The following is a 13,158-nucleotide window of genomic DNA, read 5'->3' on the forward strand; positions in this document are numbered from 1 at the left end:
ACAAATCACGAACCAGAGCTAACCGTAGTCGTCTTCGGTAAGTCGTGTTACTACACTTTCGAGCTCGGAGCGCTTGATCGCACCCACCCATAACAGGCGCTCTACCAGCGGAATTGTCTCACCCGGTGATCCCGTGTGCCCACGAGCTGCGGAACGCGGGCTGCGAGCTCCGGGTCGGCGGGACGCGCAGCCCGCTGAACAGCTCCGGCATCGCGCCGTGCCGGATCAGCCCCAGGTCATCGATGCTGTCGGCCCCGGCCATCCCGGTGGCCGGGATAGTGATCTTCGGTCATCGCGTCACATATCAGGCGGGCGGCGACGGCGTCCTGGGTCAGGTTCATTTCCTTCGCCCGCGATTGAAGAGCCCGATGCACGGCTTCCGGCAGTGTCACCAGAATCTGTCGGTCCCGCTCATTCTCGTTCCAGAAGTTCTCCAGGATGCCCCGGATGGGCACTTCCGGATTCGCCCGCTTTTCCTGGAGAATCTGCCGCCGCTCGGCCCCGCTCATCGTCTCCAGCGCCTCGGCCAAGTCCAGCGCTTCCGCTGATTTCGCGGACCCGCTCAGGCTCTCGACGGCATCCTGCGCCTTCAGTGCGATATTGAGGCTGACCTCACCGGAATCAACCTTCGACTGGAGCTCAGGGAGCAAGCGGTCATACTTGAGGTGCTTCAGGACCTGCGCATACGGGATACCGGTCTCTTTCGCCACAGCGCGGGCGCTTCCGTACCTCTTGTACAACCAGGAGCAGGCGTCGATGATGTCTTTAGTGTCCAAGTCCCGCCGGATTATGTTCTCCGTCAGCGAGATCGCCTTAGCATTCTCCCCATCGACTGGCTCATCGATAATGGCGGCCATTATCTTCTCCCTGCCCAGCCTCTGGTGGGCGAGAACCCGGCGCTGCCCCGCTAGGACTTCAAAGGCCCCGTCACCGCTATGAGACGAGCAGACCAGGATAGGTTCCAGGAGGCCATGGATACGGATACTGGTGGCGAGCTCGTCGATATCGGCCTGTATTTTGCGAATTCTCACTTGCCCTTCACTCATCACCAGTGACGCGATCTCGATCTCTCGTACCTCAAGAATCTTAGACACCAGTGCCCTCTCTCATTTTATCGTTAACTGTGGTAGGGTGAGGCGGTCGAACGCCGGAGATCTTGACTATGTCGGCGGTTCGCGATGTCGCGACTGTGCGGTGCATAGCGGTCGTGACTGCCTGCTGTCGGTGCTGGTGATGAGACTGTCGTGGGAAGCAGGCGAACGCCACCACTGTGGTGTTCTCTCTCGCTGCGTTGCCTCCTCGTCAGAGAGCGCCAGAATGGAGCAGTTTAGAGGTGTACTGGCCGGCGCGGGCTGACCGGGCCATAATCGTGAGCGTGGGATTCTGCCATCCTGCTGGTTTGCATAAACGACGACCGAAAAGCCGTTCTCGAAGAGCTCGGCGGCTGTGATGCTGGAGTACGTGGTCGGAACCGCTATGAGTGGGACGTGGAGGAATTTGCAGCGGAACTGACGAGCAAAGTCGACGACCTCTGCCGGCGAACAATGCTTGCTATGGATCATTATTCCGTCTGCCCCGGCGTCGACATAGCAGAACGCTCTTCTCAGCGCATCATCCATGCCAAATCGTAGAATCAGACTTTCCATGCGAGCGAACACCATAAGCGAGTCGCGGCGCTGCGCGCTCTTCGCGGCGGCGATCTTCGCTGCGAAGTGGAACGGTTCAGCGCTGCGGTGCACAGCGTGGTCGGCGATCAACGAGTTTCGCTTGACACCCGTCTTGTCCTCTATGACGATCGCTGACACACCTGCTGTTTCGATCATGGGGACTGTCAGCTGCAAGTGCTCGATCTCCCCGCTTGTATCGGCGTCGAGAATGATCGGACTCGACGTGACCTGAGCGATGCGCGACACGTTGGCGAGCCGCTCACGCACCGAGTAGACCCCGATATCGGGGAGTGGCGTTCACTGCGGAATCAGCGAGCGAGCCTAACCAGAAGGCGTCGAACCTCTTCGGCGTGGAGGACGGTCCCGCTCCACACCGGGCATTCTCGGCGATGAGAGCGGCGATCGGGCTGTGCACCTCCACGACTCGGAGGTGCCCCTGGGTGGCTATGAGCTCTCGGACAGATCCACTTGCCCGACTGCCAGCTACATAGTTCCTGCTCACATACGTCCTCTCGGCGTCGTGCATGGCAGGTCCCTCCTAGTGGTGGCTTGCGGACGCATCGATGCGTCTGGCAGAGGAGAACCGCCGATAAAGATCTGGCTGAGACAGTGTGTCCGTCACACGTGGCAGTGTTAGGTCGCGGTCGCCGTTGGTCGCGGCCACGATAAGCACAGGCCCCGAAGGCGCGGCGAACGCTTTTCATGAGCGCGTCGTGAAATTCGCCCTGATCGGATACCGACATTGCATCCGCGTAACCGGCTCCTTCGCGATGGCGCGGAGCAGATCCATAGCCCGTATCCCCATGACCGCATGCTGCGGCTCATCGGCATTGGCGTTGGGCCAACCACACAGCGACATGAACGCAAGCGCAGGCAGCTGGTATGGGAGGACACGCAAGGTGAGTGGATTGATCACGTTGCCAAGCCCGGAGTTCTGGAGCAGGACCGCAGTTCGTCGTCCACTCGTCGACCGCCCTGCAGCGTAGGAGAGTGCGAGCCCCTCGTTGGACAGCGAGCGGTATAGATGCTTATCCGCCATCGCGTTGAACGCGTCGCCGAAGTACGAGAAAGGCACACCAACCACCTGGTCAAACCATCGCGCAGCAAACATTCAACGAACGCCTTGCCAGTGATCGTGGGAATCACCTCCCTGGCAATCGCTCGAAAGGGCGGGCGAGGGAATTCTTCCCATATACAATGCATTACCGGTAGCCATCATTGTTCCAGAGATCCTGCGGCTGGCATATTCGACTCCACGGCGAAGCCCGCAAGTGGGGTTCTCGCCCCGGATGCTGCTGTTCAGGTCGAACTTTTGACGTCCATTGCATCAAAAATGGCGAAGAACGTCTCGCCGATGCGGGAGCGGATCAAGCGGATGCCGGATATCTTTGAGGGGTCGGCCCGCTTGTCGAGTAATCAACTCCCTGCTTGGAGGATTTTCCGACCTCACCAGTGGAGTAGCAGTCAGCGCCTGTGCCGATTCCGAATGCTCCTACCTGCAAGCTCACTGCCCGTCCCCTTAGTGTTGATCTTGTAAGCTTGTGGAGACTAGTTAAGATCAAGGTCGAGGCTAAGAATCTCGCCAGTCGGATGTCAAGACTTGGCGCGATATTTATGCTCTAGGGCACGTTTGGTGCCGTGATCCGAAGAGCGGTCTTGAGTGTGACGTTGGGTGATTACCGGATGGGTTGCCGGGGCGTGCGGAAGAGTGTCAGGGCATGCGGTGACGAGCCGTGGTGGTCCAGTGAACCCGTCCGGCATTGATGGAGGCTCCTGCGGTTGGAAAGGATGGAGCCCATGGCCGGTCAATCTTCCTCCTTACACCCCTCGCAGCGTCGGTACCCGCCGGAGTTGAAGCAGCGGGCGCGTTCCGGATGGTGCAGGAGGCGATCCAGCAGTCCGGGGAATCACACGGGGTGATCACCCGGGTGGCGCGCCGGCTGGGCGTCGGGTGGGAGTCGCTGCGCAGCTGGGTTCGCCAGGCCGAGGTCAATGCCGGGCAGCGGCCTGGCACGACGAGCGAGGACGCGCAGCGGATCGCCGAGCTGGAGCGCGAGGTGCGAGAGCTGCGCCGGGCCAATGAGATCCTCAAGGCGGCCTCGGCTTTTTTCGCTTAAATATCATCGATGTCGTCCCCGTCGGGTTTGCTCGTTTTTCGCTGCCCCAGCCGGGTGCTGGTGGCTTGTCCCGATGTGCGGCCCGGCGGGGTCCTGCCGCCTGGTGTGGCTTGATAGGAGCGTGCCCCGGCTCGATTTAGGCGTGCCCACCGGACCGGTATGGACCCACCTGCCTGGGAGAAGAGTCGTCGGGAGGAACGGTTGGTCGTCATCGGCATCGATGCCCACAAGCGCACTCACACCCTGGTCGCCGTCGATCAGGTCGGCCGCAAGCTCGCCGAGCGCACCGTCCGCGCCACGGCGGAGGGACATGCGACATCGCGGCCTGGGCCGCGCAATGGCCCACGGTGTTGTTCGCGATCGAGGACTGTCGGCATGTGAGCCGCCGCCTGGAAGGCGATCTGCTGCGGGCCGGTCATCGAGTGGTGCGGGTCACCACCCAGCTGATGGCCGGCCAACGCCGCTCCGGCCGGGAACGCGGCAAGTCCGACCCGATCGACGCGCTGGCGGTGGCCCGGGTCGCGGCGTAGGTGGTCGCGCCGGACACGATGGCTGCCTGGACCAGGCCAAGCAGCACCGTCAGCGGATGGCGCCGGCCGCGCGGATCGCGGGGATCGGGCACATGCGCCCGCACCTGATGTCGGCTGCCTCTTCCTCGGCAGCGGGTCCGCCCATGTCAGTGTGGGTGACCACGGTCGCGATGGCGGACAGGACGGACGGCATGACAGACTGCACGGACAACGAGGCTCCGGTAGATCGGATTGGCGTGAGACCCGCCGTTCTACAGGGCCTTGTTGCATCTCAGGCCCTCGCCACGCCGTACGCGATCAAGCCGTGACCTGCGCCGCTCCCATCACCGTCTCACCATGCGAGACTCCTCAAGCCCTGGTCGAGATCAGGGAGCGCCCGTCCAAAGTCGGCCTTACGCGAGCGAGTCGGCTGGCGTGACTATCTCGTCTCCCCGATACAATCCTGAATCCGATAATGCCTCTGCAGGGTCGCTGCTCTGCAGGCAGATCTTGTTGTCGCCGTCGACGAACACCACTCGTGGTTGGAAGGTGCGAGCTTCGTTGTCAGGCATTTGCGCGTAGGCAATAATGATGACCAGATCCCCAGGCTGGATCAACCGCGCAGCTGCGCCATTGATTCCAATCATGCCCGAGTCCAGGGGGCCTTCAATGACGTAGGTGGTCAACCGGGCACCGTTGTTGATGTCGACCACATCCACCTTCTCGCCGGGAAGCAGGTCGGCCGCTTCCATCAAATCGCGACTGATCGTCAGCGATCCAACATAATGCAGGTCGGCCTGAGTGACCGTAGCGCGATGAATTTTTGACTTGAGCATGCTTCTCACGATGATTGCCTTTCTCTTGATGATGCATATGTTCAGCGGAAGAGGGCCGCCTCGTGGTGCTGCTCTTATCCGGTGTGCCCGTCCAGCTTTGCGCTGGCGGGTGACCCTTATGCTGTTCCCCACCTATAGATCTTCGCCGAACCTGCCTCTGTAGCTCAAGACTTGACTCTCGATTCTCTATGTGTTAACTGATTTAGTTGCGGACCTAAGTTTCCGCGAGAGAGCAACATCGCATTTGGTAGGCCGATAAACGCCACGGAGTGAGACAGTCCAGGGCTAGGCAATTGCAGAACTTGCATAGCGAAATACCGAACCCCGCGTTCACTCTGGCGACGGAGGTGCACCGCGTTCAACACCTCGCCCAAAGGGGTGAACAGTCAAGCCGGAGTCGCCTGCCTCGGCGCAGTCGGCCGCCTACCTCGACTGGCGGATGCGGAGCGATCTCGCGTCCGGTCTCGATCGCAACGCGGGCGAGTCGGTACCCCTGCAGCTCGTACCTTGATCGTAGACGCTGCCCTTACCACATGCTAGCTTTGTGAGGACAAGATGACGTCCTAACTAATATCGGAGGATCGGTTTGGCTGTCAGGGTGGCGGAAATCGTGCGGACTCGGGTGCACAACCCTGAGGTGATTGCCGAGGCGGCCAAGCGGCGCGTACCGGCGCAGTCCGTGGTGGGCGAACATGGCCGGGTGATGATCATCGCTGCGGATCACCCAGCGCGCGGCGCGCTTGGTGCGGGTGGCGATCCGATGGCGATGGCTAATCGGGGCGAGCTTCTGGACCGGCTTTGCGTGGCGCTTGGACGTCCAGGAGTAACCGGAGTGATGGGCACCGCTGACATCTTGGAAGACTTACTGCTGCTCGGGGTGCTGGACGGGAAGTCGGTGTTCGGATCAATGAATCGGACCGGCTTGGCCGGCTCGACGTTTGAGATCGACGACCGCTTCACTGGCTACGACGCGGAAACCATTGCCGCGATGGGCTTCGACGGGGGCAAGACCCTCACCCGGATCGCGTTCGACGATCCCGCAACACCTTCGGTGTTAGAAAATACGGCTCGCGCTGTGAACGAACTCAGCGATCGTAAGCTGATCACGATGGTCGAGCCCTTCATCTCCCGGTGGACCAACGGCAAGGTTTCCAATGATTTGTCACCGGAGGCGGTGATCCAATCGATAGCGATCGCCTGTGGCCTGGGGCGGCGCAGCGCCTATACCTGGTTAAAGCTCCCCGCCATCGATGATATGTCTGACATTCTGGCCTCCTCAACATTGCCAGTGCTGCTCCTTGGGGGCGACGTCGCTGAATCCGAGCAGACGCTTGCCAGGTGGGGGCGTGCGCTTAAAATACCGACCACCCTTGGCCTGGTGCCCGGCCGGTCTCTGCTCTATCCGGCTGACGGGGATGTGGCGGGCGCTGTCGACAGAGCCGTCGACTTGTTGTAGCTCAAGGTCAAGAAAGCAAGAGCCGCGTGGACTTGGATAAATCCGCCAAATACCACCGACTTCCGGTTCTGACCCCCTCGAAGTAATGACTCCTTTGGTGGTTGTCGGGCGTGTTTCGCGCTGGTCGGCAGGGGTCGGGAAGGCGTATATGCGTGTTCGGCAGACTGAGCAAGCGCCTCCCTTGGGTCACGTGAGCTGGCCATCAGAAATCGCGCTCATGAGCATCTGCAGCAGGCCGCTCGACCGACAGCAGGCCAGAACGTAGCCCTGCACGCGTTCGAGGATATCTCGAGCTTGCACATGGGAGAGCGCACGACGATAGATCACTTCGAATTGCCGCCTGAGGCGGCTTGCATCAGTCGCAGACGCGATCTCACTTCCAGCAATCGTGAGCAGATGCCCGGGATGTCCGTGGCGGGCACAGTGCTCGCGAAGTCCGGTAATTCGGACCTGACCTGAAGGAAGCCCTGCTTGGAGAACGTGACTTTTCCATCTTCTTCGACATAGACACCATCTCTTTCCGCCCACTGGCTGTTCAAAAAAAGTGCCTGCGACTGCGAAATTCCCTCGGGCAAATTCAATTCGATGACGTCCCCGTGAACTCGGACAGGGTAACCTCCGGGAAGACCAAGTGGGCCCGGCAGGCTAGTCCACATCTCACGTCCGCTGACGATGCCTGCCAGCAGCAGCGCAGTGACGAGGCCGTTTACGATATTCAACTCGGACCGAGCCGTCGCACGTTGACGCCGGAGCAGCGAGCCAACGCCGTGTATCGGCATCCCGTCCAGCCAGGCCAATGCATCATCGGCGTCCGTTGGAGGGGTGTGCAGGTGCCAGTGATGCCCCAGGACTTGAAGTCGTCCCGCTCCGTCCGGACGAAGTGACTCCCGCAGTGACGCGGCGAGCAGTGCCACATTTCCCACGCCGCAGAAGACTGGCAGCCCCAGTGCTTTGAGCAGCGGGTTCACCGCGTCGGGGAAACAGGCATTGACGAACAAGGGCGGTGAGTCCAAGCCAGCGACAGCTGTAGACGCTTCGATCGCGACAGCCGCCTGTAGAGGGAGGGTGATGCCGAAACCAGCTCGACTCATAAGCGTGGTCCACGCCGAAGGCGAGTAGATCTTTTCCCAGGGCGACTGGTATGAGGCGCAGTTCAGCACCAGTTTCGGACGAGTCTGCCGCAGAATAGAGGATATGGAGTCAGCCGAGTACCGACCCAAGGACAAGGGTCGAAACTTCACTGCAGTGCCGGCCAATGTCGCACGGACATCCGCGATATAACACACTTCCGCTGAACTTGACGCCGTCCTCGATACAACAGTCACGACGGACTCATTAGGGCTGACAAGCGCCAGAGAATAACATACTGATCTGGCCAACGATCCGCTGCCCAAGATCACGATATCGTGCTCTGCCATCACATCACCTTCCTCGACGACAATTTCCACGACGTTCGCCGCGCCGTGGGGTCATGCCACAGGGAGCACCAGTCGGCGACCGGTAACCACGAGACTGGTATGGGCGTCCGCCGCATGCGTATCGATGATGCGAAATCGCGTGGCGAGGAGGCATGACGTGCGCCATTAGTGACTGATGAGGTCTGGAGGTCACAAGCTGGTTCTCTCGCGATAGCTCATGGCGATGCTGGCGCCAAGGAGCCCGAGCACGGTCAGAGCCGTCAACGCCGCCATGTACCCGCCGGTGCTCTCAACGAGGTAGCCGACCAGCGGAGCACCCACGGCAGATCCCGCTCCGAGGGCGGTGAACAGCAAGCCGAGCAGTCTGCCAAGGCGTTCCAGGCCGAACTGTTCAGCCAACACGACGGGGATCAGGGCGCTGTACCCGCCATACATGGCGCCATGGATAATCGCAAAGGCCAGCAACCCTCCGTAGCCTCCCGCGGTCATCCACACCAGCGAGCCTAGAGCTATGCCCACGTGACATCCCTTGAAAAGGGCAAGCGATCCGAACCGGCCCGCGAGGGCGGCGATCAGAAGCCGTCCCGCGATGCTGCTAATACCGATGGCCGAGACCAGGGTTGCGGCGGTTACCGCGTCTATACCCAAGCGCAGGGCGGAAGGACCAAGGTGAGCGAATGGAACGTAGTTGACCACGCAGACGAGCAGAGTCGCGAGGTAGAGTGTACGAAAACCGTGAGCAGCGGGCGGGCGCGTGTCGACGACGGATGCCGGCTGCTGCGGTGGCCGGGCAACCAGGCTGGCAGCCAACAGCAGCAGTGCGGCGCCGCCGATCGCGTAGTACTCATAAGAATGCCGCCAGCCGAAGTGGGTGACCATCCAGGCCGACAGCGGCGAACTCAGAACGGTGCCGATTCCAACGCCGGTGACCACGGCGCCGGTCGCGAGGGTGCGGTAGCGGTCGAACCAACGGCCAATGGCGGCGACTACCGGGACGTACGTGCATCCGACGCCCAGCCCGACGCCGAGTCCATAGGCCAGGTACGCCTGCCAAAGCGCATCAGAGATCGCAGTGAAGTGGAGGCCGGTCCCCAGGCAGGCAGCGCTGATGATCAGCATCGTCCGGGGGCCCACCCTGTCGGCGACAGGGCCGGTGACCGCGCTCAGGCCGAAGCCCAGCAAGGTAGTGATCGAAAAGACTACGGACGCCGCCCCGTCACCGGCACGAAATGTCTGGGCCATGGGCTCGAAGAACTGCCCATAACTGTACGCCAGCCCGTAAACCACAGATGCGGAGAGTGTGGCGCCCACTGCGGCAAGCCACGCTCGCCGTGAATCTCTCGCTGCGCTGATGGAAGGCTGTGCATCGGCCGTCGATGACGACACGTTTTTCGGCAGCGGCTCGCCCCCTGCAACGGCTCGCGGCGTTTCGGGGGAAGGCATCCGGTCACCTGCACTTTCGGGAATTCTGCGGATGAAGGTTGAGGAGCAGTGCCACACCGCCGCTCCTCCGCGGGCATCACATCTGGCGTTTGCGGATGTGTTCTGGCACAGGCAGTCCGTCGGGGACTCGCCCCTCCGGCTGGGGGGTACCGAAGTGTGTGTGCACCGGTAGCAAACCGGCCCACGTATTCAAATCGATGTCGTCACCGTGGTCGATGGGGGGCGCGTTGCGAACCTTCACCGAAGCCTCCGTCAGGTCGAGGATCATGACGGCGACTCGCGCCAGTTCCTTGCGGTCCGGTTCATGTCCATAGTTCCAAGCGCCAGGTGCGAGGTGCTCGGCCAGGACCCACATGCCGTGCCGCTTATCCTGTTCATCGCGCAGGAGCCGGCCCGTTCCGTGAACCACCGCCGAGCGGTAGTTCACCGAGTTGTGGTACACCGAGCGCGCGTAGACGATGGCATCAAGGTGGGTCACCGTCACGCATACCGGTGCTTCCTCGGCGAAGATGCGTGCGCTGCGGGCCGCCCCCGAGGCGTGCATATACAGTGTGTTGCCCTCGCGGCCATAGACGCTCGGGAGCACTACCGGTCCGCCGTCGGCGATGAATCCCAGGTGGCAGACGAGCCCGGCGTCGAGCACGTCGTACAAAGCCTGTCGACTGGACGCAGCACGGTCGTTGTAGCGGCGTACCGTGCTGCGGGCCGTGGGGGACAGAGGGCTGTTTTCAATAGTGTTCATTTCGACCTGATTCGCGTTGCGGGGCGCCTACAGAACGGCCTTGGCGATGTCTTCGGGCGAGCGGACCTCTGTGACCTGGGACCGGTCCGGTGTCTGACCCGGCTCGGCGAAGTACATCCCAGAGCCATGCAGGATCACGCCCTCGAAGCCGCGGGCCAAGCCTCGGTCGACGCTGTTGAGGACACCGGTGAGTCCCATGACCAGGGACCACTCGGCCAGTTGCCGAGGATCGGCCGGTAAAGGCCGGTCACTTCTGTTGAAGTGGTGTCGCACAGTGCCGTAGCGCTGGAGGCATTCCAGCAGCGATACCACAACGGCTGATCCTCCGTGCTTGCTGATGAGCGAAGTCATTTCCGGTGCGGTGGGTGGATTATGTGTGTAGAAGGTGGGCTCGAGATTTTCCTGCACGCTCCAGGTAGCCTGAGGGAAGTGCAAGGAATCCCGCTGCTCGTAGATGTCCTCGGCATTGTTGAGCTTCCAATTCAGCTGGGGCTCGGCACCTGTCTTCTCTTTCAGGTAGTGGCGAACCATGTCGCTGGTCGCCAAGTGCTGGATCAGGAGGTAGCCGGGCTGCGGGTGAGAAATTCCCAGTGCGCTCATGGTGTTGATACCATGCTGATAGCCGAGCAGTCCGTAGGCGCTCGAGACGGCGTGCGCGTGCAGCAGCCGGTGACCGGATCGGACATCACCGAATTCGTGCTCATAAAAAGCCCGGCAGGCGTCAGCTACTTTGTAGTTGGCGATGTCGAGGCTATACCAGACCCTTTCGCTCGTGTTGGCTGCTGCGGCCTCTGCGAAGGCCTTGCCGATGCGCTTGACGTCCCCTGCATCAGGGCCTGGGTAGACCAGGATCGGGTTGAGGAATCGTAACCCATCGGACTCGGTGAGAATATTGCGCCGAAACTTGTACAGCGTGGCCGCTGGCGTCAGCGTGACGATTCGGAGCTTGTCGGGAGTCGTCAGCTTCAACTCCAGGGCGCGGGCCACGGCGTCACGCAGGGCGATGGCCTTGTTGCCGGAGGAGGGAGTGAACAGAAGAATGGATTCGCCGGTGCGTTTTATGTGCTGTACCGCTCGGGCGACCATCAGAAGCGATGCCGTCGTCTTGGTGGTGCGAGTGCCGGGATTCTTCATCAGGTCCAGAAGAACCATGTCGCACCCGGAGTAACTGCCCAGCGGGCTCAACGAAGCTCCTGCGACCGCGAAGTACTCCTCCCACGCGTCGGTCAGCTTCGGATAGGAGAATTCCGGCGCAAAACTCGCGGACGCGGCCGGAGTAAGGTGCCGGGACGCTTCCCACACACCCCTGTAGTACCGGGTGATGAGGCTGTCAGAATCGGTGGTTCTAATCTTGGTAGCAAAAATCTGCCCATCGAGACTCATGCAGTGACACCTTTCGCGTACTGGAGGATGAGAGCGTGGGTCAGACCGAGTTGTCACCCAGGATTTGGTCAGCGACGACGCGTGCCTGCCGGCTGATGATGAGCATGGAACTGGTGTAGTAGTGGGTGCCGGCCGTCAGGTGGCCGAGAGCGAAAAGGCATCGGCTCTCCTTTCCACCGGCTGACAGGATCCTGTTGCTGTCCGGTGCCACATCCAGCCCTCCGAGATGATGCAGCCGTGCCATGCCAGTTCCCACCAGGCCGTGCACCAGGGAGGTCGCCGCCTCGGGAATGGCCGCGGCAGCCGGGCGCACCGTATTGATCACGACGTCCGCTGCGATATCACCGGCGTCAGTAGATGCGAGGAATGCGGGCCTCGTGGCTTCGCCGCGCCACACGCTGTCAAGGCCGCGTATGACCCGCAACTGTCCCGCGTCGGCGGCCGTCTGCAGCCGAGCCGCCGTCCTTTGCGGCATCGGGCTCAGCAAACTGACGAATTTCCGATGCCAGTGAGTGAGAAACCGTCGCCGTTCGCCGTCGGGCATAGCATGCCAAATGAGCTCGACGGACTCGTGCATCGCCTCGATGATGATGGGCTGCCATAGGGCGCCACCGTGGCGGCCCTGTTGTAGTTGGCGGCGCAGGCGGCGAGCGAAGGGCTCGCCAGGATCAGCCTCCGCGCATGCGCGGTTCCGATCCATGCCCACCTCCCGCAGTTCGGAGTCGAGCAGTGTCAGGAGACGATGACTGGTCATGACCGGGTTGGCTGCCAGTGCGGCGAGAACGGCCTCGCGGGAAAGGTGCCGTAGGGCCGGTGCGGCCGCGCTGGTACGCACGGTTGGCAACAGGCCATTCCGCGAGGCCATGCTGATTCGACCTCGGTGGCCGTTCTCCAGCAGAAACAGTACCGCGTCAACGGCGGTTAGGCCCGTTCCCAGCACCAGTACAGAGGCCCCCGCGGGTACGGCGGCCAATCGAGTCCACATCGGATAAGGGTCGTTGACGTATCCAAGGGCACCCGACAATCGGAACACGTCGACCGGCCCTCCGGTGCCCACGCATAGCACGACGCGGTCCAGATCGTAGAAGCGCTGGTTATCGGCCGTCAGCGCATGAAAGCCTGCTGGCCCCTGAAACAGTCGAATCACTGCCGATCCCACCGTGCGGAAGCTTTTCCCATGTTCGGCCAGCCGGTTGGCGATGTTCGCGACTACGTCGGTGAGATACTCGCCAAACAGCCGACGGGGGAGAAAAGCTTCCGGCGAGATGGACAGCGCGAGAGTGGGATCCAGACCGCCCTGATCCTTGATCCATTGCACGAAATGGCCAGTTGCATCCGGCAGTACGGACATGCGCTCGGCAGGAACGTTGAGCAATGCGGCATCAGAGTCCGCGAGATAGGCCCGCCCTGGTCCGGAGTTCTTTGCCGGCTCGAAGACCGTGATGTCTATATCCGGCACACGGTCACGGGTGAGGGCGGCGAGGAGCGCCACAGCCGCGCCGCCGCCTCCGATGATTCCCAGCTTCATATCGCCCGCTTCTTGTACGGAGGTACAGACGCCGTCTGAGGGCTGGGCAGCCCTGCTTG

The 13,158-nt window shown here is 61.8% G+C and carries 13 protein-coding genes and 2 pseudogenes; 3 read left to right on the forward strand and 12 right to left on the reverse strand.

Annotated features, from left to right (window positions below; genetic code table 11):
- Positions 1 to 118: 118 nt before the first annotated feature.
- The 4 genes from ACIBVN_RS54050 to ACIBVN_RS54065 form a co-directional block, all read right to left on the reverse strand.
- The gene (locus tag ACIBVN_RS54050; RefSeq protein ID WP_397149599.1) at positions 119 to 262 is read right to left on the reverse strand and encodes a hypothetical protein; all 144 of its coding nucleotides are present in this window, start codon (positions 260 to 262) and stop codon (positions 119 to 121) included.
- Positions 237 to 1,094, reverse strand: coding sequence for a ParB/RepB/Spo0J family partition protein (locus ACIBVN_RS54055; protein ID WP_397149601.1), 858 nt, complete (start codon positions 1,092 to 1,094; stop codon positions 237 to 239). Before ACIBVN_RS54055 ends, ACIBVN_RS54050 begins: the two co-directional genes overlap by 26 nt.
- 66 nt (positions 1,095 to 1,160) lie before the next feature.
- Positions 1,161 to 1,949, reverse strand: coding sequence for an isocitrate lyase/phosphoenolpyruvate mutase family protein (locus ACIBVN_RS54060; protein WP_397149672.1), 789 nt, complete (start codon positions 1,947 to 1,949; stop codon positions 1,161 to 1,163).
- Positions 1,950 to 2,367: 418 nt separating this feature from the next.
- Positions 2,368 to 2,742 carry a hypothetical protein gene (locus ACIBVN_RS54065; protein WP_397149603.1) on the reverse strand — a complete coding sequence of 125 codons (375 nt, stop codon included), beginning with the start codon at positions 2,740 to 2,742 and terminating at the stop codon, positions 2,368 to 2,370.
- A 799-nt stretch (positions 2,743 to 3,541) separates the two neighbouring features.
- Here ACIBVN_RS54065 and ACIBVN_RS54070 point away from each other — a divergent pair.
- Positions 3,542 to 3,778: pseudogene (locus ACIBVN_RS54070) on the forward strand (transposase); the annotation flags it as partial.
- A 165-nt stretch (positions 3,779 to 3,943) separates the two neighbouring features.
- Positions 3,944 to 4,302: pseudogene (locus ACIBVN_RS54075) on the forward strand (transposase); the annotation flags it as partial.
- On the opposite strand, the gene ACIBVN_RS54080 reads toward ACIBVN_RS54075, so the two are convergent.
- From ACIBVN_RS54080 to panD, 3 genes are all read right to left on the reverse strand, one after another.
- Entirely contained in the window at positions 4,200 to 4,418 is a 219-nt protein-coding gene (locus tag ACIBVN_RS54080; protein ID WP_397149605.1) for a transposase family protein, read from the reverse strand. The pseudogene ACIBVN_RS54075 and the gene ACIBVN_RS54080 sit on opposite strands and share 103 nt — an antisense overlap.
- Complete coding sequence (locus tag ACIBVN_RS54085; RefSeq protein ID WP_397149676.1) at positions 4,364 to 4,525, reverse strand: hypothetical protein; 162 nt, start codon at positions 4,523 to 4,525, stop codon at positions 4,364 to 4,366. Before ACIBVN_RS54085 ends, ACIBVN_RS54080 begins: the two co-directional genes overlap by 55 nt.
- A 181-nt stretch (positions 4,526 to 4,706) precedes the next feature.
- Complete coding sequence (gene panD, locus ACIBVN_RS54090) at positions 4,707 to 5,141, reverse strand: aspartate 1-decarboxylase (RefSeq protein WP_397149674.1); 435 nt, start codon at positions 5,139 to 5,141, stop codon at positions 4,707 to 4,709.
- 586 nt (positions 5,142 to 5,727) lie between these two features.
- Here panD and ACIBVN_RS54095 point away from each other — a divergent pair.
- A complete protein-coding gene (locus ACIBVN_RS54095; RefSeq protein ID WP_397149607.1) occupies positions 5,728 to 6,585 on the forward strand; it encodes an aldolase in 858 nt (285 codons plus the stop codon).
- A gap of 323 nt (positions 6,586 to 6,908) precedes the next feature.
- Here ACIBVN_RS54095 and ACIBVN_RS54100 read toward each other — a convergent pair whose 3' ends face one another.
- From ACIBVN_RS54100 to ACIBVN_RS54120, 5 genes are all read right to left on the reverse strand, one after another.
- Positions 6,909 to 8,033 (reverse strand): hypothetical protein, encoded by a 1,125-nt coding sequence (locus tag ACIBVN_RS54100; RefSeq protein WP_397149609.1) that lies wholly within the window; start codon positions 8,031 to 8,033, stop codon positions 6,909 to 6,911.
- 159 nt (positions 8,034 to 8,192) lie between these two features.
- The gene (locus tag ACIBVN_RS54105) at positions 8,193 to 9,290 is read right to left on the reverse strand and encodes an MFS transporter (protein ID WP_397149611.1); all 1,098 of its coding nucleotides are present in this window, start codon (positions 9,288 to 9,290) and stop codon (positions 8,193 to 8,195) included.
- Between the two features lie 232 nt (positions 9,291 to 9,522).
- Positions 9,523 to 10,188 carry a pyridoxamine 5'-phosphate oxidase family protein gene (locus ACIBVN_RS54110; protein WP_397149613.1) on the reverse strand — a complete coding sequence of 222 codons (666 nt, stop codon included), beginning with the start codon at positions 10,186 to 10,188 and terminating at the stop codon, positions 9,523 to 9,525.
- 27 nt (positions 10,189 to 10,215) lie between these two features.
- Positions 10,216 to 11,571 carry a DUF6002 family protein gene (locus ACIBVN_RS54115; protein ID WP_397149615.1) on the reverse strand — a complete coding sequence of 452 codons (1,356 nt, stop codon included), beginning with the start codon at positions 11,569 to 11,571 and terminating at the stop codon, positions 10,216 to 10,218.
- Between the two features lie 40 nt (positions 11,572 to 11,611).
- A complete protein-coding gene (locus ACIBVN_RS54120) occupies positions 11,612 to 13,099 on the reverse strand; it encodes an FAD/NAD(P)-binding protein (protein ID WP_397149617.1) in 1,488 nt (495 codons plus the stop codon).
- Between the last annotated feature and the right edge of the window lie 59 nt (positions 13,100 to 13,158).

This window comes from Nonomuraea sp. NPDC049400, assembly GCF_044466425.1.
In the GTDB taxonomy this organism is placed as follows: Bacteria; Actinomycetota; Actinomycetes; order Streptosporangiales; family Streptosporangiaceae; genus Nonomuraea.